23 protein-coding genes and 3 pseudogenes are annotated in these 21,928 nt (G+C 65.8%); 19 read left to right on the forward strand and 7 right to left on the reverse strand.

All coding sequences use genetic code 11. The features are described from left to right. The 6 genes from CR165_RS21470 to CR165_RS25460 form a co-directional block, all read left to right on the forward strand. The coding region (locus CR165_RS21470) for a type IV secretory system conjugative DNA transfer family protein (protein WP_181378280.1) at positions 1 to 227 on the forward strand (227 nt) is incomplete at its 5' end. 71 nt (positions 228 to 298) lie between these two features. Continuing rightward, positions 299 to 475, forward strand: coding sequence for a hypothetical protein (locus tag CR165_RS25205; protein ID WP_181378281.1), 177 nt, complete (start codon positions 299 to 301; stop codon positions 473 to 475). A gap of 616 nt (positions 476 to 1,091) precedes the next feature. Then, complete coding sequence (locus CR165_RS21475; RefSeq protein ID WP_219929818.1) at positions 1,092 to 1,991, forward strand: TIR domain-containing protein; 900 nt, start codon at positions 1,092 to 1,094, stop codon at positions 1,989 to 1,991. Then, complete coding sequence (locus CR165_RS21480) at positions 1,988 to 2,962, forward strand: tyrosine-type recombinase/integrase (protein WP_109518970.1); 975 nt, start codon at positions 1,988 to 1,990, stop codon at positions 2,960 to 2,962. Before CR165_RS21475 ends, CR165_RS21480 begins: the two co-directional genes overlap by 4 nt. Before the next feature lie 52 nt (positions 2,963 to 3,014). Further along, entirely contained in the window at positions 3,015 to 3,266 is a 252-nt protein-coding gene (locus CR165_RS25455; RefSeq protein ID WP_219929819.1) for a DUF1883 domain-containing protein, read from the forward strand. Positions 3,267 to 3,493: 227 nt separating this feature from the next. Next, positions 3,494 to 3,799 carry a toll/interleukin-1 receptor domain-containing protein gene (locus tag CR165_RS25460; RefSeq protein ID WP_219929820.1) on the forward strand — a complete coding sequence of 102 codons (306 nt, stop codon included), beginning with the start codon at positions 3,494 to 3,496 and terminating at the stop codon, positions 3,797 to 3,799. A 21-nt stretch (positions 3,800 to 3,820) separates the two neighbouring features. On the opposite strand, the gene CR165_RS21490 is transcribed toward CR165_RS25460, so the two are convergent. The 6 genes and pseudogenes from CR165_RS21490 to CR165_RS21505 form a co-directional block, all read right to left on the reverse strand. Then, entirely contained in the window at positions 3,821 to 4,795 is a 975-nt protein-coding gene (locus CR165_RS21490) for an Abi family protein (protein WP_109518971.1), read from the reverse strand. Positions 4,796 to 5,453: 658 nt separating this feature from the next. Beyond that, positions 5,454 to 5,816: an Abi family protein gene (locus CR165_RS24655; RefSeq protein ID WP_146201985.1), complete on the reverse strand. Its 363-nt coding sequence runs from the start codon at positions 5,814 to 5,816 to the stop codon at positions 5,454 to 5,456. 255 nt (positions 5,817 to 6,071) lie between these two features. After that, the gene (locus CR165_RS25210) at positions 6,072 to 7,478 is read right to left on the reverse strand and encodes a hypothetical protein (protein WP_181378287.1); all 1,407 of its coding nucleotides are present in this window, start codon (positions 7,476 to 7,478) and stop codon (positions 6,072 to 6,074) included. A gap of 93 nt (positions 7,479 to 7,571) precedes the next feature. After that, positions 7,572 to 8,018 (reverse strand): annotated as a pseudogene (locus tag CR165_RS26155) (AAA family ATPase); the annotation flags it as partial. Between the two features lie 509 nt (positions 8,019 to 8,527). Beyond that, positions 8,528 to 9,622: pseudogene (gene mobF / locus CR165_RS26160) on the reverse strand (MobF family relaxase); the annotation flags it as partial. Further along, positions 9,619 to 9,915: a hypothetical protein gene (locus CR165_RS21505; protein WP_109518974.1), complete on the reverse strand. Its 297-nt coding sequence runs from the start codon at positions 9,913 to 9,915 to the stop codon at positions 9,619 to 9,621. The pseudogene mobF and the gene CR165_RS21505, both read right to left, overlap by 4 nt. A 255-nt stretch (positions 9,916 to 10,170) precedes the next feature. Here CR165_RS21505 and CR165_RS24660 point away from each other — a divergent pair, with 255 nt between their 5' ends. From CR165_RS24660 to CR165_RS21520, 4 genes are read left to right on the forward strand one after another with little or no spacing between them, the layout of a single operon-like run. Beyond that, complete coding sequence (locus CR165_RS24660; RefSeq protein WP_146201986.1) at positions 10,171 to 10,596, forward strand: hypothetical protein; 426 nt, start codon at positions 10,171 to 10,173, stop codon at positions 10,594 to 10,596. A gap of 1 nt (position 10,597) precedes the next feature. After that, the gene (locus CR165_RS21510; RefSeq protein WP_109518975.1) at positions 10,598 to 11,386 is read left to right on the forward strand and encodes a hypothetical protein; all 789 of its coding nucleotides are present in this window, start codon (positions 10,598 to 10,600) and stop codon (positions 11,384 to 11,386) included. A 32-nt stretch (positions 11,387 to 11,418) separates the two neighbouring features. Further along, positions 11,419 to 11,895 (forward strand): hypothetical protein, encoded by a 477-nt coding sequence (locus CR165_RS21515; RefSeq protein WP_109518976.1) that lies wholly within the window; start codon positions 11,419 to 11,421, stop codon positions 11,893 to 11,895. Positions 11,896 to 11,930: 35 nt separating this feature from the next. Further along, entirely contained in the window at positions 11,931 to 12,257 is a 327-nt protein-coding gene (locus CR165_RS21520; RefSeq protein WP_146201987.1) for a hypothetical protein, read from the forward strand. 11 nt (positions 12,258 to 12,268) lie between these two features. On the opposite strand, the gene CR165_RS24665 is transcribed toward CR165_RS21520, so the two are convergent. Beyond that, the gene (locus CR165_RS24665; RefSeq protein WP_146201988.1) at positions 12,269 to 12,478 is read right to left on the reverse strand and encodes a hypothetical protein; all 210 of its coding nucleotides are present in this window, start codon (positions 12,476 to 12,478) and stop codon (positions 12,269 to 12,271) included. Between the two features lie 31 nt (positions 12,479 to 12,509). On the opposite strand from CR165_RS24665, the gene CR165_RS25785 reads away from it, so the two are divergent. The 9 genes and pseudogenes from CR165_RS25785 (at position 12,510) to CR165_RS25215 (ending at position 21,818) form a co-directional block, all read left to right on the forward strand. After that, positions 12,510 to 12,671 (forward strand): integrase core domain-containing protein, encoded by a 162-nt coding sequence (locus CR165_RS25785; protein WP_408887546.1) that lies wholly within the window; start codon positions 12,510 to 12,512, stop codon positions 12,669 to 12,671. 167 nt (positions 12,672 to 12,838) lie between these two features. Then, the gene (locus CR165_RS21530) at positions 12,839 to 13,585 is read left to right on the forward strand and encodes an ABC transporter permease (RefSeq protein WP_367604292.1); all 747 of its coding nucleotides are present in this window, start codon (positions 12,839 to 12,841) and stop codon (positions 13,583 to 13,585) included. 128 nt (positions 13,586 to 13,713) lie between these two features. Next, positions 13,714 to 14,229: pseudogene (locus tag CR165_RS21535) on the forward strand (ABC transporter ATP-binding protein). Between the two features lie 422 nt (positions 14,230 to 14,651). Beyond that, the gene (locus CR165_RS21540) at positions 14,652 to 15,020 is read left to right on the forward strand and encodes a hypothetical protein (RefSeq protein ID WP_109518979.1); all 369 of its coding nucleotides are present in this window, start codon (positions 14,652 to 14,654) and stop codon (positions 15,018 to 15,020) included. Positions 15,021 to 15,195: 175 nt separating this feature from the next. After that, positions 15,196 to 15,603 carry a FixH family protein gene (locus CR165_RS21545; RefSeq protein WP_109518980.1) on the forward strand — a complete coding sequence of 136 codons (408 nt, stop codon included), beginning with the start codon at positions 15,196 to 15,198 and terminating at the stop codon, positions 15,601 to 15,603. 166 nt (positions 15,604 to 15,769) lie between these two features. After that, a complete protein-coding gene (locus CR165_RS21550) occupies positions 15,770 to 16,927 on the forward strand; it encodes a TolC family protein (protein WP_181378282.1) in 1,158 nt (385 codons plus the stop codon). Then, positions 16,924 to 18,477, forward strand: a complete 1,554-nt coding sequence (locus tag CR165_RS21555; protein WP_245906668.1) for an efflux RND transporter periplasmic adaptor subunit — start codon at positions 16,924 to 16,926, stop codon at positions 18,475 to 18,477. The genes CR165_RS21550 and CR165_RS21555 overlap by 4 nt, the downstream gene beginning before the upstream one ends. After that, positions 18,474 to 21,632, forward strand: a complete 3,159-nt coding sequence (locus CR165_RS21560) for an efflux RND transporter permease subunit (protein WP_109518982.1) — start codon at positions 18,474 to 18,476, stop codon at positions 21,630 to 21,632. The genes CR165_RS21555 and CR165_RS21560 overlap by 4 nt, the downstream gene beginning before the upstream one ends. Positions 21,633 to 21,677: 45 nt before the next feature. Further along, entirely contained in the window at positions 21,678 to 21,818 is a 141-nt protein-coding gene (locus CR165_RS25215; protein WP_181378288.1) for a hypothetical protein, read from the forward strand. Positions 21,819 to 21,928: the final 110 nt, after the last annotated feature.

A 21,928-nucleotide genomic window follows, 5' to 3' on the forward strand; every position in this document is an offset into this window, starting at 1 on the left:
AGAGCAACAAGCAGACGGAGAGCGAGGCGATGCGGCGCAGGGCGCTGATGCTGCCGCAGGAGATCAGCCGCATGCCGCGGGATCAGGTCGTGGTTCTCAGACCGGGCATCATGCCGCTGCGGATGCAACGGATCCGCTGGTTCGAGGATCGGTGGTTCAAGGATCGCGGTGGGGCAGTGCCGGAATGGCCTACACTAGAAGTCTCCGTTGATCGCGATGCCGTCTAAGCTCAGTACCTATTAACAGGCCTCTTGTGCTTCGATCCTGCTGTGATTTCCTGGTTGCAGGAGGTGCTGCCATGGCTGACTTGTTCTGGCCCTCAAAGGCGCGGATCCAGCGGATCACGCTCTACTCCCGACTCTTGCACGGAGCGCCACGGGTCGATAACCAGCGTGTCGTCAGCGGTATTATCCACGTCATCCGTATCGCCATGCGCTACGACTGCTGCGCTCACATCTTCATGTCCGGCACCTGACTATACTGCGGTAAAGGTAGAAATCTACATCTTGTGGCTCCGTTCTGGTCTTGTACGCCAACATGCTGTGTCAGAGGCCATCATGGCCAAAAGCAGCGGCAAGAGCTCCAGCAGCAAGACTACCTCACCCAAGGCCGCATCGGCGGCTTCCGACGTGCTACGCGATGGCCGGACAGGCGATAAATCCAAAACGGCGGCAGGCTCGGTCCTGTCCCAGAAGCCCAAGAAGAAATAGCCATGCCAAAGCTATTCATCTTCAAATGCGCTACCGACCATGAGCTGCTGGGATGCACTTATGACAAGGGGGCGGCAAATTTGCCGCCCGATACCTGTAAGGGGGATTGGAAGCTGGTCTCGGAGCACGAGATGGCGCCTGGAGAGGACATACCAGCCATTGTGGGTGTTGCACGGCAGGCGCTAGCCGACGACTTGGCCGCGCAAGGCTACCATCTCTCCCACGCCAGAATCATCGCCACGCGATCGGACGTCCGCAGAGGGACATAGGCCAAGGTCATGCCTCGGGAGCCATTCAGGAGCTCCAGAGCTTGGCCGCATGTACATTGTGCTGTCTCGAAGCTGCATTTTTGTGTATGATAAAGAACGTTATCATACATAAATGGAGTCGCTTGTGGCACGTCGCCCTTCCTCTACCCCGGTGCCGCAACACGCGGTGCTCACCGTTGACCAGATGCGGCGTGGTATCGGTCGGCTAAAGAAGCGCATTGAGGAGGTAGAGGCATTTGACCCACAGACCGTGCAGAAGCGATATGCGCCAGAGATAACAACGCTCGAAACCTCCATCGAGGAGACCCTTGGAGCGGTCTTCGGATCAGGCACCATAGAGTACAATCGTTATTACGGCGCGCACCAGCTGGATGCTGGCGGAAGGGCTATGCTTATGATCGGCGGCAGTGGACCAGAGCCGATCAGCGAAGTACGCGATGATATTGAGAAGGGAAAGCAATCCTCCCTTGCTCTTCTCAGGCAGGCAATCCGGTTCCTCGAAGAGGAAATCACCGATCGGGAGAATGAGACTGCACCATCGGTTCCGGCACAGGCCAAGAGACCGTCACGGAAGGTATTCGTCGTGCACGGGCATGACGAAGCTGCGCTCCAGTCTGTCGCTCGTTATCTCGAAAAGCTCGGCTTGGAAGCCATTATCCTACGTGAGCAGCCCGACCAAGGCCTGACCATCATCGAGAAGTTTGAGGGTTGTGCAGCCGAGGTGGGCTTTGCCGTAGTGCTCCTCACACCTGACGACATTGGCGGCAGCACTATGGGGCCGCAACAGGCTTCCCGTGCCCGTCAGAACGTCATCTTTGAACTAGGATACTTCGCGGGCAAACTTGGTAGAGGTAGAGCCTGCTTGCTGCGCAAAGGCGATGTAGAAATTCCTTCGGACCTCTATGGCGTCATCTATACCGATCTCGACATTGCCGAGGGCTGGAAAATGAAGCTGGTGAGGGAACTTAAGGCAGCCAAGCTCGACTTCGACGCCAATCGAGCTTGGGAATGACCGGCGAGCTGGTGCAGCTAGCCAAAGGTTCTGGACTTGCCGAGCTAGCCGTTCCCTTACTTATCATGGCCGAGGGTGAACGCGCCGCGAGCCGCTATATCGAATTCTTTACGGCGCAAGTTCGCAATCCGAACACTCGCAGTGCCTATATCCGCGCAGCGTCAGTCTTCTTCGCCTGGTGCGAACAGCATGGCCTCCCACTTACCGCCATCCAGCCGGTGCACGTCGCTACCTACATCGAGCAAATAGGCCGCGAGCGCTCAGCTCCAACCGTGAAGCAGCATCTAGCTGCCATCCGCATGCTGTTTGACTGGCTGGTGATCGGTCAGGTGGTGCCGCATAACCCAGCGGGCGCGGTACGCGGTCCGAAGCACAGCATCTCTACCGGCAAAACACATATGCCAAGCCGCGAGGAAGCCAGATCGCTTCTGGCAGCTATCGACACGACCAGCCTGATTGGCCTGCGCGACCGCGCGCTAATTGGCATGCTGCTGTACACCTTTGCCCGCGTCAGCGCCACGACCGCCATGCGAGTGAGCGACTACTATCCGGTCGGCAAACGCTGGTGGGTACGGCTGCATGAGAAGGGCGACAAAGAGCACACTATTCCGGCGCATCACACGTTGCAGAACTGGCTCGATGCCTACCTGGAAGCGGCGGCCATCGCGGAGGATCGCAAGGGGCTTCTGTTTCGCTCCGCTGCTGGACGCACCGGCCAGCTGACCGCCAACGGCATGAGCCAGGCTGATGCCTATCGCATGATCCAGCGCCGGGCTGAGGCGGGGGGCGTGGCTACACGCATCGGATGCCATTCATGGCGGGCAAGGGGGATCACTGCGTATCTGGAGAATGGCGGCTTGCTGGAGCATGCCCAGCAGATGGCGGCCCATGCGTCGGCACGCACCACCAAGCTCTATGACCGGCGAGGCCAGCAGATCACTCTCGATGAGGTCGAGAGGATCACCTTATAGAAGGCATATGCATTACAGTATAGCATTGTAAAAATGAGGATGCTCCGGGACAATGAACTTCACCCATTACAATCTTGGCCATGTCGAACGCGGAAACATTATTGAAGTTTTTCTTCAGGGCAGCGCCGCCAACGTGCGGATCATGGACGCTTCCAACTTCTCCAGCTACCGTACGGGACGTAGCCACCGATATATCGGCGGCTTGGTTACCCGCTCACCTTATCGGGCGACCGTGCCGCATTCTGGCACGTGGCAGTGGACATGCAGGGGCTTCGCGGCTCCGTACGGTCAGGTGCGCGTGTAATCCCAGCAGCGGCCTTTCGCCCTCTGCCTGCGGCTAATGAAGCGCCGCTCCGCAGCATTCCAACGCTCGCCCGCAGCTCTTACGAGGATGAGGCGCCTCTCGTGGAAGCGCCTGATGGCCTCTACGATGTGTTTGTGTCGCATGCATCGGAGGATAAGGAAGACGTCGTCCGTCCGCTGGTGGAGGCATTGCGCGAGGCCGGACTAGCGGTCTGATACGATGAATTCGTGCTGCGCATTGGCGACAGCTTGCGTCGGAAGATCGACAAAGGCCTGGCAAGCAGCCGTTTCGGGGTGGTGGTACTTTCACAGGCGTTCTTTGGAAAGGGCTGGCCAGAATACGAGCTGGACGGGCTGGTTACGCGCTCGGTCTCAGGCGAACAAATCCTCCTTCCCATCTGGCACAATGTCAGCAAACGTGAAGTAGGATATTCGCCGTCCCTGGCTGACAAGGTGGCGCGCAGCACCGCCACTCACACTGTGGAAGAAATCGCGGCGGAGATCGTGGACGTGGTTAAGAACCCGCCGACATAACGGGTCAGCTTCGTGCCTGGCTTAACGCCAAAGCGGCAAGGCGTCCCATCCGGCCGGAAACCCGCTGCGGTCAAAGGACACATGCGGGTTGGCCGGGAAGCTGGCGGCGAGTTCCTTCAAGCGCTGCGGCCAGTGCGTCCCGGGATTGATGATTTGCAGCATGAAGCGCAGTCCGGCCGCGACCGCATACAGCCGGTTCTCGGCAAAGCTATTGCCAACCAGGTGATCAAGTAGCGGCACCTCGCCCCGGTGCAGGGGCTTGGGCTGGTCGATCAATGGCTGATTCCACAGCCGGGCATGATGAGCGCTGACGTTGCGGACGAAGTTGAACGCTTTCATCCAGCTGGCCAGCAGTTCGCGCCGTGGCAGCTGGTAGCGGGCGGCGAGCGTCAGCTGGTCGGCCACGGTCAGGCCGGATAGGAAGCGCGACAGCATACCGAAATCCCACAGCTCCACGCTCATCCAAATCGGCAGGTCGGACGCGGGGTACTTCGCGCGGAAATGCAGGACGAAATCAGCCTTGGAGCGCCGCTCCACTTCATCCAGCTTCTTGAGCCAGTCCTGATGCCCGGTCAGGCCGTTCCAAGGCTGCACCTTCTTGGCAAAGTTCCCATGTAGTAGAGCAGGGTTTCGATGTGCGGCCGGATCACGCGGGCCGAGGAGGAGGGCCACATCGGTGCGTAGCGCGATCTCCACCCGCTCCAGCGCATCGAGCATCAGCAGGCGCAGCTTCTTGTCGAAGACGTACAGCTCGAACACCGTGGAGAATTGGGTGCCTGGCATGAAATCATCATGCACTACGGTTTGAAGCTGGCCGCCCGAAAGGGGCGAGACGATCGAGCGCCGGAACGGATACCAGTAGGCACTGAGCCGGTAATAGCCCACCCGCTTGAGGCAGTCCTCAGCCGTACCTGGCTGGCTCACCGTCATGCCGCGTGACTGAAGAAGCACCAGCTGGTCAGGAACGGGGAGGTAAGGTTTGCGGTACTGGCTCACGAATGGATCGCACAAGCGAAAACCGACCCGTACACCGAAGTGCAGAGGGGCCGGCCGTGTTACACAAGCATCTAGCAATTAGACAGGCTTTTGTCAATGGGAAGGGGCCATGCCGACTATTATTAGTGGCAAACACTGGCTCTCGGCAGGACAATACCACATCCAGTCTAGGGTCGACTAAGCGATGGCTAAAGGAGTAGATTTGTCTTTTCTAGACTTAGCCAAGAATTAGGCGTATAATTGCTTCTAGTAACAACCCCTCCAGAAGGCGCGCCATGAGTCTGAACAAAAAACTTGCGTGTTCGCAAATTTTACGCTAAAATAATAGCTCGCAGGCGAACTAATATCATTTTTTGGATTTAAAGTCAAGGCGCCTACCAGATTTTGTGTCTTGGCGCGGTGAATACCCTAGGACGTTGTCGAGGCTTTTCACCTAGGCGGAGCCGGGCAGCAAACCGGGATCAATGTCATTCAGCGTGACGGACACCTCCCAAAGCCGCTTTGCGAGCACAGGATCCTGGGCCTGCGCAGTGCGCGAGGTTTCGACTGAGAGGCCGCGCATCTCACCGAATCCAACCGGACCGTAATGGCCACTGAGCTTAATAGGTCCGCTGCGGCCCGCCACATAGCAGCCTGCGTATGCTTTCACCGTGTGAATTCATCGCCAGCCAATCGCTCCATCCAGGCGCCTGTCCGGTTGGATAGGGAGCACTCCAGCCGGGAAGCTGGCGGCCATTTCCTTGGCGTTGCGGCCAGTGCGTTCCGGGATGATGGTTTGCAGTATGAAGCGCAGTCGGGCCGCGACGGCATAGAGCGGGTTATAAGCCAAGCTAACCAACCAGGCGATCAAGTGGCGGGACCTCCCCTCATTACGAGGGCTTGGACTGGCCGATAAGTACTGGTTCCACAGCCGGGCATGACAGGCGCTGACCTTGCGGGCGAAGTTGAACGCTTTCATCCAACTGGTCAGCAGTTCGCCCCGTGGCAGCTGGTAGCGAGCGTCAGCGGCGACGAACGTCAAAATCGCCACTTCCCAGGAGGCATCTTGGCCCAAATCTAAACGACGCTGCTCCTACCAGCTAGCACGGTTGCGAGGCACCCAAATGAATGGCAGCGAAAGCAGACCCAGCGGTTGGAACAGCCGAGGTCGACCCAACCCCGTCGGCCAGTGTCGAGGGTGCATTTTCTGCTTTCAGGACGTTGGCCGCACGTAGCAGATGACCGACACGGGCGCGAAGCCGACCCCGCCTGACCCATGGAGGGTGCCGCTATCGGACTAACGACGTCGACGCGGAGCACGCGAACGGGGTGTTTTGGCTGAGTGATCCGCGCCGTCTCCTTTAACTTTCCTGCCAGCCGGCGTCTTCGGTGCCTGAGCCCTGATTCCTATCGGCTCGCCTGGGCTCTGCCGCGGTTGATCCGCCGGCACAGGGTGACCCTGACGGCTTCGTAGGGCCATCGGCGCCCACAGCGCCGCCGGCCTGCCCGCATCGTAACTGGCGATGGCCCGATCCAGCTTCTGCATAAGGCTGTCCGGGCTCGGCTCGGCATGCACCGGCCCTCCGGGTTTCGGCAGGTGCATCTGGTGCACTGGGTTCCAGGCATAGCCGCGCAGTACTCGAACCCGCCGGTCATCCACCGCGCTGAGTATGACCTCGTCCAGCGCCGCGCCGTAGGACATGCGGCCTTCCGCCACCTGCGGCGCCACCAGGCGCAGGGTCACCGCCTCCAGGCTGATCGCAGCACGCGATGTCGGTGCTGCTCCAAGACGTTCGGCGGTCCGGTTCTGCACCTCCAGGTTCAGGCTCATCTGCTGCAGCACGGGCGCGAGGCTCTGCGCCTGCCGGTTCTCCTGCGCTTGCCGTACAAGGCGTGTTTCCGGCAGTGCCGCCTTCTGCCGTATCTGCCGCCGCCGCATGCCTTCCTGGAAGGTGTTGCGGGCCTTCTGGGACAATTCCTGGAACCGGCGCAGCAGCGCCAGCGCGCTGTCCTTGACCGGCGCACGGCCGAAGTTCCGCTCCACATTGGCCCAGGCCGCATCCAGCGCCGCCTGGCCCGTCAGCTTCGGCGCGTTCACCGGCCGGCGGTCCTCGACCTCCCGCGCCTCGGCGCCCAGGCTGCCGACGATGTGGCTGGCGACGCGATGCCGGCTGGCGCCGACATGCGCGGCGTAGAGGGTGACGCCGCGGCTGCCCGCCGGCATGGCCAGGATGTGCTCGTCGCTGGTGATCCCCTGCGCGGTGTTGATCGTCAGCACGTCGCCATAGCTCAGCCGGATCTGCCCACTGCGCCGGTCCCGGAAGCCGTGCCAGGGTACAAAACCTTCCTTGCCGTCCCGCGTCGCTAGCACCAAGCCACCCTCTTGGACCTCTTTCACGGTCAGCACCGAGCCATTCTCCCCCATCATGGTGTCGCGCCCGGCGCCGGCGCGGCTGGTGCGCTGGAACAGCCGCACCCGGTCACCTTCGGCCAACAGGAGAGGGTAGCTGGCGCCTGTGGCATCGCTGGCCTCGATCGTCACCCGATCCGGACCGAGCGCGCCAGCGGCCCGGCGCACCTCGCGGATGGCGCGGCTGACCGCTAGAGCGTCCTGGTTGGTCGGCGCCGACACCGTAACGCTGTAGCGCGGATCCCCGGCATGGGCCGCCACGCGCTCGCCCCACAGCGCCGCGGCGCGTCGCACCGCCGCCTCATAGCCACCCGGCACCAGCTCCGCCTGTCCTTCGGCTCGCTTGGCCGCCAGCGCCTCGCCGATGCGGCCCTCGCGGAACAGGCCGACGATCGCGCGCTCGCGCTCGGTCGCCTGCCGCACCGTGGACAGCACCTCCGGGATCGCCTGTCGACCCAGCGCCTGCCGCAGCAGCTCGATGGTCGGCCCGGCCTCGATCGCCTGGCATTGCCGGTCATCGCCCACCGCCACCAGTTTGAACCCGAGTTGCGCCTGCTGGCGCAACAGCTGCAGCATCTGCCTTGTGCCGATCTGGCCCAGCTCGTCCAGCGCCACCACTGAGCGCGGGCCGAAATCCTGCGGCCGCCGCTGCATCCGGTCCAGCAGCGGCTCCAGCGCCAGGGTGCGCGCGCCGCTGATGCCGGCCTCCTGCAGCGCATTGGCCTGCCGCCAGGCCAGCGCGGTGCCCCAGACCTCGCGCCCCTGGTCGCTCCACCCCTCCACCAATGGCGCCAGGATGGTGGTCTTGCCGACCCCGGCACCGCCGATGACCACGGCGAATTCTGACCCGCCCCCAGCGCCTCGGCGGCGTGCCTCTGCTCGTTGGTCAGGGGCGTGCCGCGCGCGGCGGCGGCTTGCGCCAGGCGGGCAGGGGCCAGCGGCGCGTCTGGCTGCGCCTGCGCGGTGCGGGCCAGGGCAATCAGCTCCGCCTCCTGGTCGCGGTGCAGCGCGGTGGTGACGCGGACCCGCTCGGGCCGGCTGGAGGCACCTGGGCGGAACAGCAGGGATGTCAGCTGCCCATCCTGCCGCACCCCGTCCCGCGCCATGGCGCGCGTCACCGATGACAGATCGTCCAGCGTCTCCATGCCGCCGGCGATCAGCCCGCGCGCCGCCGCCAGGCGCAGGTCGCTGCCGGTGACCACCGCGCGCTGCGCCAGCATGCCCTCCAGCACCGGCGCCGCCCCGTCGAGGGCATCGTCGACGCGCTGCTGCTGGCTGCGCTCCGGCGCCGGCGGCCCCATCCGCACGGCGGTGCCCGAATATTGCCAGCCGAGCTCGGCGATCTGCGCTCGCCAGGCGGCGAGGTCGGCCAGATCGTCGCCCTTGCCAAAGCGGCCTTCCTTGATCGCGGCCTTGAGCATGGCGATGCGTTGCTCTGGCCGCATCCCGGCCCAGGCCTCGGCGCTGTAGCCGTGGCGCCGCGCCCATTCCTCGGCGGAGCGCTCGCCATTCACCGTGCGCTTGCTGAACGCCCGGCAGATCTCCTCGGGGATGGCGGCGAGGCGCAGCGCTTGGGTGCGCTCCTCCAGCTCCACCGCCATGCCGAGGCGGCGCAAGTTCCGCCCCAGCAGCGCCTGGTACACCGCGCCGAATTCATGCACCCGACCGGCAATGCGGGTGGTGTCGATGCTCATCGCCCGGCCGCTGCGGGTCAGCACTAGGTTCGGCACGATGGTGTGGGTGTGCAGCTGCGGATCACCGGCCACCGGCACGCTGTAGATCTCGGTGGCCTGCACCCCCGTGGTCGGATCGGCGCGGCTGATCTCCACGGTGGGCCGGCTGGTGAAGTGATCGATGGAGACAAAGCCAAGCCGCCCCATCTCCTCGGCCTTGCCGCTGCGGCCATGGCCAAAGGTGGCGCGGGCGACCTCCTGCTCGACATAGCCGAGCGCCTCCCGCACGGCGTCCTTGTGCGCTTGGTAGATCGACTGGCGCTCCGCCTCAGTGGTCGCCGCCATCCAGGCCACCGAGACGCTCTTGGGCGCCGAGAAGGTCAGGTCGATCCAGGCGATGCGGCTGCGCTCGCCTGGTGTGTCGGTCTGCCCGCTCCGGTCGCGGTAGACCCGCAGATCCCGCTGATGACCCGGCATGGCCCCGCTGTCGGCGCGCAAGCCACCCAGCAGGTTGCCCAGCTCTCCGGCGGTCAGCGGCCGGCTGGCATCAATCCCCAGCGCCCTGGCCACCTCCGGCGCCATAACCGGCGAGGGGCGGGGGGTGCTGCCCATCCCCTCGGCCTGCGCCGGCTCCAGCGGGCTCTCCCGCCCGTAGTAATCCGCCAGCGCCTGCTGGCCGGGGTCCACCGTCCGCTCCAGCAGATGCGCGGTGTAGGCGGCCGCCTGGGCGACGCCGCCGGGCGCACCGGCCCGGAAGGTCATCATGCCGGCGGACCCGCATCCTCAGCCGGAGGTATCGGCAGCTGCCGCAGCAGCGCGGTCACCGCCGCGGTGTTGCCATCGACCGCCTCCGCCAGACGTCGCAGCTCCGGTGCGAGATCGCTGGCCAGGCCCTCCGCCGAGGCGGCCTGGGACAGCTGGCGCAACTCCTCGATCACGGTGCCGAGCAGCGGCGCCAGTTCGCCGATGGCCCGCACCAAGCTGTCCTGGCCGGCCTCCAGCGCCCGCATCTCGTCCCGCAGCGCCTGCAGTTCCCGCGTCACGCCTGTCTCGTTCATGTCCCGCCTTTGTCCCGCTCCTGTCCCAGCACCGCCAGCGGCGGTGCAATGGTCTGTAGGAATCTTGCCCATCCTGTCCGTAGGAATCTTGCCCATCCTGTCCATGTCTCGCACGGGTAGCGTCAGTGTCCCACTTCTACAACCGTTTTGTCTCGCTGGGCGGCGATTCGCGTCCCGCTCTGTGTCTAGTGGTGTGTCCGTTGCATGTTTAACAACCTGAGGTATAGTCAGGCGCATGTTGGGAGGCATGTGGCTGTGAGCGATCCGATCCTCGGCCGGATCCGGGCGGTGCGGGCGGAGGGGCCGCGACGCTCGCCGCTGGCGAACTGGCTGCGCCGGCATCATCGCGAGTTTGCCCAGGTCATCCAGCAGAACGGCGCGAATTGGGAAGGCTTCGGCCGGGTGTTCGTGGAGGAGGGCTTGCTGCCGCGCCCGGAGCATTTCGATATGCCGGGTCCGGAAGGACGCCTTGCACGCCGTCGGGTAGCGCAGACCGTGCGCAAGGCTTGGTCGCGGGTGCGGCAGGACCCATTCGCCGGCCCGCCTCCGGCCGCACCTCCGCCGATCGCCCGCTTGCCGGCCCCACCAGCCCCGGATGAGGTCGAGGCCCAGAGCACGGCCCAGGACCGGCTGGCGCGGCTGAAGCGGCAGACCCTGAACCGCAGTGGAAGGACAACATGACATGACGCGCAAGACCGCCATGGCGGCGTCGCTCCCGGCCCTGGATCCGGTTCCAGAGGCGCAGCCCAAGCTCGTCGTGCGGCTGGGCCGCGGCCGCACCGGTGGCACCACCGGGCTGGACTGGATGGTGCAGCGGGCCCGCGTCCAGGGCCGCGACCCGATCATCGCCGATGCGGCGCGCAACCCGACCCTGTCGCGGCTCTATCCGGGTGAGGCGCTAGCACCGCCCTCCTCGGATGTGGTGGACGTGAAGGCGTGGCTCACCTCGGTGCTGGACCGCATGCTGACCGAGCGGCGCTCTGCGGTGCTCGATCTGGGGGGCGGCCAGGACATCACGCTGGCCGAGTATGTGCGTGACCTCGACCTGCTGTCCTTCTGCCAGGATGTCGGGGTGCTGCCGGTCGCGGTGTACTTCCTCGGGCCGGAGGCGGACGATTTCGCCCATGCACGCGCGATCTGGCACGAGGGCTATTTCAACACGCCGCAGACGCTGCTGGTGCTGAACGAGGGCGTGCTGAAGCGCGGGCAGAACCCGGCCGGTGCCTTTCAGGGCATCCAGGCCAATCCCGACTTCATCGCCTGGGTCGAGGCCGGGGCGGTCCCGATCTATATGCGCTCTCTAGCGCCGCTGGAGACGATGCGGGAGCTTGGACTGAGTTTCGGTGCGGCCATGGCGGACCGGCCAGGCCAGGGCGAGCAGAAGCTCGGTCCCACCCGCGCCTGGCAGGTGAAGAGCTGGAATGCGGCGCTGGAAAATGAGGTGCGGGAGGTCGGGGCCTGGCTACCATAGCCAACAGCGCGGCGGGTCAGGCAAGCGCGGCGATGGCTCTGCACAGCAACAACAGCGGACTCGTCGCCGAGGTCGAACAGGCTTGCGCCCGGATGGGTATGGAGCCGGATGAGCCGCTCCGGCTGCTGCTGACCAGCTCGGCAGCCGCGCATGACCATCTGCATCGGCAGATGGACCGCATCGGCCAGGACGCCGCGCAGCGGGCGGCGGACGCCGCGGTGCGGGAAGTGCGCGATGGCCTGCGTCGCGCGGCGCTTGAGCTCAGCCTGACCCGCAAGGTGCTCTACGGCGCGGTGCCGATGTTGGCCCTGTTGGTGGGCTTTGCCGCGGGATGGCGTCTGCCGGTGGAGACCGATCTCGGGCCGATGTCGCGCCACACGGTCGCGGTGCTCAGGGCCAACGATCTCGAGGCGGCGTACCAAGCCTGCATCGACCAGCCGCCGCAGCAGGGGCGGGCCTGGTGCCAGATGCCGCTGTGGCGGTCCGGCCAGATGCCGCCGGTGCGTTAGACGCTCCGGACGCCGGGGCGCACTCCGGGTCTGGGGTGACCGACAAGAAGGACCTGTCCTGCGCAGCGAACTGGCAGCAAGCTGCGGCCATGTTCCTGGTCTCCGAGAGCAACGCTGCGGCCATCCGTCTGGCCCTCGAGGAGGGCGGTGAATGGAGGGCCGCGGTTGAGCTGCGGCGTCGGTTCCCCGGCCTCGCCAGCAACGCGCAGGCGCAAGGTCATGTCCAGACCATCGCAGGCTGGTGGCGGTCCAACGAGCAATCGGGAGCCGAGGGAACGGTGGCTTTGCAAGGCGATCAGGGAGAGCCGACCGGCGCGGCTCGAGGACACTGGGTGATAGGAGAAAGCTGCATTTTTACATAATATTTGGTCGGTCAGGCGCCTGCGTCCACTGGCACTGCTTGTGGCACAGCTATCAAAGGACTGCCGGTGCTTGATGAGCCTGGGCCAGCAACCGACGCAATGATGGCAGTGATGGTACTGAGTTCGATCACTGTCGGGACGATCTGCAGCATCTTGCCTTGCAAGGTGCCAATGAGGTCAATCGCGTTCAGCACGACCATTGACAGCGCGGCGTAGATCACCGAGCCCGACCGGCAGCATCTGCATCACGCAATCGCCCAGGACGAAGGCTATTCCTGTGATGGCGCCGGTGAGGACCCCAGGAGAGAGATCGAAGCCTGGACACGGCACTGTAACGCGTCCCGTCCTCACAGTGCCCTGGGGCACCTGACGCCCCAGAAATTCGCTGCCAAAGCAGCCCAGAAGGGCTGCTGATGAAGCCGGGAAGCTCTTCCTGCGGACGGAGCAGTTCCGGGTACACGGTCAGCAATAAGTCCCTTGACCTTCCAGCGGGGACAGGATGCAGGTTCATCCAAGCACAGTGATGGAGCGTGGATTTGGCGGCTACACAGCTTGGCGCTGAAGGTGTGAACTGGATAGGGGTGGTCACTCTCTACCGGCGCGAAGTCCAGAGATTCCTCGCTGTCGCCGCTCAGACTGTGGGTGGCCCCGTGGTGAGCGCGCTGCTCTTCCTGGCCGTCTTCGGCGTCGCACTCGGCCGTCACGCACCAGCACCGGGCGGCGTGCCTTACCTCGTCTTTGCCGCTCCTGGCCTTATCATGATGGCGATCCTGCAAAACGCCTTTGCTAATACCTCGTCGTCTCTGTTGGTGGCCAAGGTCCAAGGCAATATCGTCGATCTCCTGTTGGCGCCTCTGGGGCCAGGGGAATTTCTCGCTGGCATGGCACTCGGAGGTGTCACGCGGGGCCTTCTGGTAGGGGCACTAACCGCGCTAGCGGCCGCCCTATTCGTGCCGCTGCCGCTGGCGAATCTCGCTCTCTGCCTATTCTACGCCGTCGGTGGCGCCCTACTGTTCGCACTATTAGGTGTCATGGGCGGCCTGTGGGCACAAAAGATGGACCATCAGGCGGCGGTCACCAACTTCGTCATCGCACCGTTGACACTGCTCTCGGGCACATTCTACGCGGTCAGCACCCTGGCCGAGCCGTTCCGCACCATCGCTTACATCGACCCTGTCTTCTACATCGTGGATGGCTTCCGACACGGCATCACGGGCCACTCAGAGGCATCCCTGCTTGTCGGCATCATCGTCATTCTCGTGGCGAACAGCCTGCTCGGCATCCTCTGCCACCGCCTGCTCGCATCGGGCTGGCGGCTACGCCAGTGATGCAGCCGATTGAGAACGCAGCCTGCTAGGACTGACCATCATCAACCGCAGCGGCCATCGAGGCCGAGGGTCTGGAGAAGATCTATCCGGGTACAGGCGGCCGGGCCACCAAGTGTGTTCTTCGGGGCGTGAGCCTGGCCATTCCCCGAGGCAGAATCTTTGGCCTGCTCGGACCAAACGGCGCCGGGAAGTCGACCCTTATCAACATCCTGGCTGGGCTGGTGCGAAAATTGGGTGGAACAGCACGGGTCTGAGGCATCGACATCGACAAGGCGCCCCGAGCGGCACCGGCCGCGATCGGAGTCGTCCCACAGGAACTCACCCTGGATCCGTACTTCCCCGCCAGGGCAGCTCTCGAACTCCAGGCCGGGCTGTTCGGTATCCCGAAGTCCGCCCGACGCACGGACGAACTCCTCGAGGTGCTGGGGCTGGCGGACAAAGCCACGGCTCCCGCTCGCAGTCTCTCCGGCGGCATGCGCCGGCGGTTGATGGCCGGCAAGGCGCTGGTCCACAGCCCTCCCGTTCTCGTCCTCGACGAGCCAACTGCAGGTGTCGACGTCGCACTGCGCCAGCAGCTTTGGGACTATATCCGACTCCTCAACCAGCGCGGCACGACCATCCTGCTAACGAAGCACTACCTCTAGGAAGCCGAGGCCCTCTGCGACCAAGTCGCCATCGTGACGGCAGGCAGGATCGTCGCCCGTGATACCACGGAGGTCCTCTTCCGGCGGGTGGAGGACCAGGAACTCGTCGTCGATGTCTCGGCGCCCCTCAATGCGATCCCGAATGGCCTTCTTGTCTTCAAGCCGGTGCTAGCCACGCCGCACAGGCTGGTGTTTCGCTACGCACCAAGGCCACAGCCGGCAACCGTGAGGGACATCGAGGTGGGCAAGGTGCGGAATACTCCGAGGCCGTCTGCGGTGAGCATGCCGCTCCCGGCGCTCGGGTCAGAAACATGGCATCTACCGCTGTTTAGCCTTCTCGCTGCTGGGTCTCATAAAACGAGAGCCATGCAGTAACTGCAAACCTTCTTCAGCTTGCGTCCGATCGCCGCTATGTTGGTGCCATGTCCCTCCGCCTCCTCAGGTTGGTCGTCGCTGCCATTACGATCTGCGCCTTCATCGGTGCCGGTCTGGTACAAAATCTGCCGGTGCCCACGAATGCGGCCTCGGTAGGCATGACCATGATGGCCGACCAAGGAAGCGACGACGGTGCCTCGATGCCCTGCCACGACACGTCTGCGCCACCCTGCCAGGACCAGGTGCCTGGCTGCACGACCGACCTCGGCTGCATCTTCACGGTCGCGCTTCCTGCTGTGTCCACACGGGCCGCCGAGCGTCTGGTTTGGGGTCCGGTCACCTATTGGCCGGTGATCGGCCTCACCGAAGGTCTGTCGCCCGAGCCCTCCCTCGAACCGCCCATCCGCCTCGTCTGAACTGAGCCGCACGCGCCCGCTGGGCTGCCGCGGCTTCGTCCGCCCGCCACGATCGTCCCAGCGCCCCTGCGTCCCTGACCAGTTCGCAGCGTCACTGCCGACGAGGCGCGGCGGGTTTCCAGGCGACATCAGCCGCTCGCCGAAGGCGCGGGTGGCCCACGGATTGGACACAACCATGCTCTCCAAGCTTCTGCGCGCGGCCGTGCTGGGCGCCGTCTCCGTTTTGGCGACCTCACCTCTCGCCCACGGTGCCTTCGCTGCCGCCCGCGACTACCGCTTCGAACTTACCGGTGCCCGCCCCGCCGGGCCCGGCAGAACTGACGTTTCCGTCCGCCTCCTTCGCGTGTCGGACAGCAAGCCAGTTCCGGACGCCGTTATCTTCCAGATGAAGGCCGACATGGCGCCCGCTGGCATGCCGACCATGACCGGAAGCGTCATCGGTCAGGACGGGCATCATCCCGGCGTATATCGCTTCCTGGTTGAGACTGGTATGGCCGGTAGCTGGGCGTTGACCTTGAGTGCGAAAGTTCAAGGCGAAGCCGAGACCGTGCGCACCACGCTTACCTTCAACGCTGGCCGATGAGATGGTCCGCCTTCCATGGAGGGGCTCCGCGCCCCTGCGCCACGCCGCGCGTTCGCCCGGCGTGGCGCTTGCCGTCGGCCTGACACTCGCTCTCCTCACAGAGCCAAGCTACGGTCAGTCCACGTCGGCGCAGCAGACCCCGGGGGGAGCACTCCCCGGGACCACCTTGGAGAGCGTCCTCATTGCCGCTCGCCAACTCAGCCCTGAGCTCGCGGCGCGCGCGCTTGACACAGCGGCCGCCCAGGCGCGCGTGAGGATCGCCGCTTCGTTGCCGGACCCGACAATCCGGGTGATGGCCGACGAGATGCCCCGGAACTCGGGGCGGCGCGAGAACATGATGGTCTACAGCTTCGAGCAGGAGATCCCGCTCTGGGGCAGGCGCGATCTGCGGCGTCAGGCTGCCCGGGCCGAGGTCAGCCAGATGGCGGCGCAGGCGCAGGCGGCCGGCGCCGAACTGGTCGAAAAGGTGAAGGTCGCCTTCGCCCGCTACTACGCCGCCTATCAAGCGGCCCGCCGGGCGACGGATCAGCGCCAAGCCCTCCAAGGGGTCGCACAGGTCGCCCGGGAGCGCTACGCCCAAGGCCGTGGTGAGCAGACCGAGGTCTTCAGGGCAGAGGTCGAGGCCACACGCGTTGTGGCCGAGATCCTGCGCTTGGAGGCGTCGCTCCGAAGCGCTCAGGGCCAATTGAACGCCCTGCTGAACCGGCCACCGGAGGCGACGCTCGCCCCGCCGGAGCGGCTGCGGCCGCTCCCCGAGGCCCGCGCATTGGACGTCGTACGCCTGGTCGAGCAGGCACGTGCCTCCAGCCCGACCCTGGCCGCTGACGCGGCGGCCGTGGGCGGGGCCGAGACCAACCGGGCTCTGATCGAGCGGAACTGGTACCCGGACGTGACCCTCGGCGCCTCGGCCATCGACCGGGGAAGCTACGGCCCGACCGGCTACCAAGCCTGGATCGGCATGAAGGTGCCCCTCCAATGGGGTTTGCGGGAGGCGCAGCAGCGCGAGGCTGGAGCCCAGGCGCGCGCCGCGCGCGCCCGCTACGAAGCGCGCGAGCAGCAGATCCGGGGGGACCTCGCCGACGCCGTGGCAGGCGCCGAGGGCAGCCGCCGGGCCGTCGACCTGATCCGTCGGCGGCTGCTGCCTCAGACCGAGGCGCTCGTGCGCTCCGGGACCGCCGGGTACGCGCTGGGCAAGGTGGACCTGGAAACCGTGCTGCGGGCGCAGGCCGACCTCGTCGGCTTTCGCCTGCAGCTCCTTTCCGCCGAGTTTGAGGGCCAGCGCCAAGTGGCGGCCATCGAGCGCCTCGTCGGAGGTGACCTGTGACGGCGGCCCGCATCCTCCTGGCCTCAGGCATGCTCGCGACGGCGGCCGCCCTGGGCGGTTCCTGGCTGGCTGGCGGCCAACCACGCGGATGGGTCAGCGGCGCCGCAGTGGCGCAGCCGCCGCCCGTCACGCGGCAGCCCCTCTACTACCAGGCTCCCTCCGGGGCCGATTTCTCGCCGACCCCTAAGAAGGACGCCGAGGGCCGCGACTACACGCCGGTCTACGAGGAAGGCGAGCAAACGCCCGCGCCATCGTCAGCGCCCCCGGCGTCACCGGCGCGGCAACCGCTCTACTACCAAGACCCGTCCGGCAGGCCCGACTACTCCGCCGTCCCAAGGAAAAGCGCCGACGGACGCGACTTCGTCCCCGTCTACGAGGACGCCGGTGCGCCCGGTCCCGCTCCGGCGCCCGCACCCTCGTCGGCCGGAGGCCGTGGGCGCATCCTGTACTACCGAAACCCGATGGGCCTGCCGGACACCTCGCCGGTGCCCAAGAAGGACTCGATGGGGATGGACTACATCCCTGTCTACGAGGACGAGGCCAACCAACCCGCGGGCACCGTCACCGTCAGCCCGGAGCGGGTGCAGATGCTCGGCGTCCGTACGGAGACGGCTGCCGAGCGCGCCCTGACCCGCTCCATACGGGCGGTCGGCACGGTCGCCGTGGACGAGCGGCGCCTTGCCGTCGTAGCCCCGCGCTTCGAGGGCTGGATCCAGAAGCTCCTCGTCAACGAGACGGGCCAGCCGGTGCGGCGGGGACAGCCCCTCTTCGAGGCCTACAGCCCCGACCTGGCGCTCACCGAGCAGGAGTACGTCGTGGCCCGCCGGTTGGACGCGGGCGTCGCCGCGGCCGCCCTGGCGCGCCTTCGCAACTTCGACCTGCCGCCGGAAGAGGTCGCGCGCCTGCAGCGCACCGGCGCGGTAAGCCGCGTGTTGACACTGGCCTCGCCGATGAACGGCGTGGTTCTCGAAAAGCCTGCGCTCCAGGGCATGCGCTTCGCGCCCGGCGAGATGCTCTACCGCATCGCCGATCTCTCCACCGTGTGGCTCCTCGCCGACGTATTTGAGCAGGATCTGGGGCTCGTCGGCCCCGGGCAGGAGGCCAGCATCAGCCTGACCGCCTATCCAGACCGGCGCTTCGCCGGGAAGGTCACCTTCGTTTACCCGACGGTGAACGCGACGACGCGCACGGCCAAGGTTCGCGTGGAGATCCCCAACCCGGGCCAGCTGCTCAAGCCGGACATGTACGCGACCGTCGAGATCGCGGCGCCGCTGGGATCCGTCCCCGTCGTGGCCGTTCCGGATTCCGCCGTGCTCGACAGCGGCACGCGGCAAGCCGTCCTCGTCGAGCGAGCGCCCGGCCGCTACGAGCCCCGCACCGTATCGACTGGCCGCCGCGCCGATGGCATGGTGGAGATCCGCCAGGGCGTTAGCGCGGGCGAGCGCGTGGTTGTCGGCGCCAACTTCCTGCTCGACGCCGAGAGCAATCTCAGGGCCGCGCTGCAGTCCTTCGCGGCCCAGCCCGCTCCCAGCCGGGAGACGCCGCGATGATCGCCCGCGTCATCCGCTGGTCGGTGGCCAACCCGTTCCTGGTGCTGCTGGCCACGTTGTTCCTCGCCGGCGCGGGCGTCTGGGCGATGCGCAACACCCCGCTCGACGCTGTCCCGGATCTCTCCGATGTCCAGGTCATCGTCTATACCGATTACCCAGGGCAGGCGCCGCAGGTGGTCGAGGACCAGGTCACCTATCCTTTGACCACGGCCCTCCTGACGGTCCCGCGGTCGAAGACGGTGCGCGGCTTCTCCTTCTTCGGGTCGTCTTTCGTCTATGTGGTGTTCGAAGACGGCACCGACCTTTACTGGGCCCGCAGCCGAGTGCTCGAATACCTCAGCCAAGCCGCGCGGCGCCTTCCCGAAGGGGTGACGCCATCGCTGGGGCCGGACGCGACCGGCGTGGGCTGGGTCTACCAGTATGTTGTCACCGGGGCGCAACGGACGCTGGCGGAGCTGCGGTCGATCCAGGACTGGTTCCTGCGCTACCAGCTGGCCCGGGCCGAGGGCGTGGCCGAGGTGGCCAGCGTCGGCGGCTTCGTCCAGCAATACCAGGTCGTCGTCGACCCGCAGCGTCTCCAGGCCTACCGCATTCCCCTCTCACGGGTGACCGAGGCCATCCGGGGCAGCAACCGTGACGTGGGCGGCCGTTCGATCGAGATGTCGGAGACGGAGTACCTCGTCCGCGGGCACGGCTACCTGCGGGGCATCGCGGACATCGAGCAGATCGTCCTGACCATGCAGAACGGTGTGCCCGTGCTGCTGCGCGACGTCGCCCGGGTCGAGCTCGGCCCCGAGGAGCGCCGAGGAATCGCCGAGCTGAACGGCGAGGGCGAGGTGGTCAGCGGCATCGTGCTCCAGCGCGAGGGGCAGAACGCGCTCACCGTCATTGAGAGCGTCAAGCGCCGGATCGCCGAGATCGGGGGCAGCCTTCCAGAAGGGGTGACCGTCTCCTCGGTCTACGACCGCTCGGCTCTGATCGAGCGCGCCATCGAGACCCTGAAGTACACGCTCCTGGAGGAAAGCCTTATTGTCGCTGTGGTCTGCGTTGTCTTCCTTCTACACGTCCGCAGCGCTCTCGTGGCCATCCTGATGCTGCCGGTCGGTGTGCTCATCGCCATGGCCCTGCTGCACCTGCTGGGGCTGAGCTCGAACATCATGTCCTTGGGCGGCATCGCCATCGCGCTCGGCGCCATGGTCGACGCGGCCATCGTGATGATCGAGAACGCCCACAAGCGGCTCGAGCAGGCGGGGCCGGGGGCGTCCCGCGTCCAAGTGCTGACGGAGGCGGCCGTCGAGGTCGGCCCGGCGCTGTTCTTCAGCTTGGCCATCATCACCGTCTCCTTCCTGCCGGTCTTCACACTGGAGGACCAGGAGGGCCGCATGTTCCGGCCGCTCGCATTTACCAAGACCTTCGCCATGGCAGCGGGCGCGCTGCTGTCGGTGACCCTGGTGCCGGTGCTGATGGTGCTGTTCGTCCGCGGCCGCATCATGCCGGAGCGACGCAACCCAGTGAATCGGCTGCTTATCTGGCTCTACCGGCCCCTGATCGCGGGTGTCCTCCGGGCCAAGACGTTGACCATCCTGGTGGCTCTTCTCGCAGTTGGGGCGACCGCCTGGCCCATGGCGCGGCTCGGCAGCGAGTTCATGCCGACACTGAACGAGGGGACGTTGATGTACATGCCGGTCAGCCTGCCCGGCATGTCAGTCACCAAGGCCGCCGAGCTGCTCCAGACCCAGAACCGAATCATCCGGAGCTTTCCTGAGGTAGCGAGCGTCTACGGCAAGGCGGGCCGCGCGGCGACGGCAACGGACCCGGCGCCGACCGAGATGTTCGAGACCATCATCAACCTGAAGCCAGAGGCCGAGTGGCGCGCGGGGGTCACTGTGGACTCGCTCATCGCCGAAATGGACGCAGCGCTGCGGATGCCGGGCGTCAGCAACGCCTGGACCATGCCCATCAAGGCCCGCACCGATATGCTCTCGACCGGCATCCGCACGCCGGTCGGCGTCAAGGTCTACGGTCCAGACCTCGCGGGCATCGACCGGCTGTCGCGCGAGGTGGAAACCGCCGTGCGGACGGTGCCCGGCACCACCAGCGCCTTCGCGGAGCGGGTTGAGGGCGGCTACTACCTCGAGGTCGAGCCGGACCGGGCGGCATTGGCCCGCTACGGCCTGACAGTCGGCGACCTCCAGGAAACCATCGCCACGGCGCTCGGCGGCGAGCCGGTCACCACCACGGTCGAGGGCCGCGCCCGCTACACGGTCAACGTTCGCTACCCGCGCGGCCTGCGCAGCGACCCGCAAGGGATCGCGACCCAGGTGCTGGTCCAAAGCATGCAGGGTGCCGCCATTCCCTTAGGCCAGCTGGCGGCCGTCCAGCTGCGGCGGGGCCCACCGACCATCCGGACCGAGAATGCCCAGCTGGTGAACTACGTATACGTTGACATGCACGGCCGCGACGTCGGCGGCTACGTCGCCGACGCGCAGCGGGCCGTCGCTGAGCAGGTGCGAATGCCGCCCGGCTACCACGTCGAGTGGAGCGGCCAGTTCGAGTACATGCAGCGGGCAAAGGCGAAGCTGGCCATCGTTGTACCGGTGACCCTGATCATCATCTTCGTGCTGCTCTACCTGAACTTCAGGGGGCTGACCGACGCGCTCATTGTGATGCTCTCGGTGCCCTTCGCGCTCGTCGGCGGCGTCTGGCTCATGTTTCTGATGCAATTCAACATGAGCGTGGCCGTCGCGGTCGGCTTCATCGCGCTGGCCGGGGTGGCGGCCGAAACCGGCGTCATCATGCTGATCTACCTGGACCACGCACTTGCAGAGGTTCGGGCGCGGTGTCGGGCCGAGGGGCGGACGCTGACGCAGGAGGATCTGCGCCACGCCATTATGGAGGGCGCGGTCGAGCGGGTGCGGCCCAAGATGATGACGGTGACCGCCATCATGGCAGGCCTGCTGCCGATCCTCTGGAGCACCGGCACCGGCTCGGAACTTATGCAGCGCATCGCCGTCCCCATGGTCGGCGGCATGGTGTCCTCGACCGTGCTGACGCTGCTCGTCATCCCGGCGATCTACGGCTTGGTCAAGGGATGGAGCCTGCCCCGGGCAGCGCAGGCGACTGAGGAGACAAAGGCGTTGCTGGCGGCCGAATGATGGCCGGAATCAGCGGCGAACTAAGAGCCAGAGGAGGTCCGACGCATGATGCACGATGACGGCATGATGGGCGGCATGATGGGCTGGATGATGTGGGGCATGGGGTTGGTATGGCTCCTCCTCATTATCCTTCTGGTCCTCGGTGTCGCCGCCTTGGCGAAATACCTGTTCGCGCGAAAGCACTGACCCGGCAGTGCTGCTGGTGTGTCCAGGGATCTCGGGACCGCCGGGGCGAATTTTCCCGGTGGGCGTGGGCGAGGAGCATGGCGTCCAGCGCCGAATCCGGCGCGGCCTTC

This window comes from Teichococcus aestuarii, from assembly GCF_003116135.1.
GTDB lineage: Bacteria > Pseudomonadota > Alphaproteobacteria > Acetobacterales > Acetobacteraceae > Pseudoroseomonas > Pseudoroseomonas aestuarii.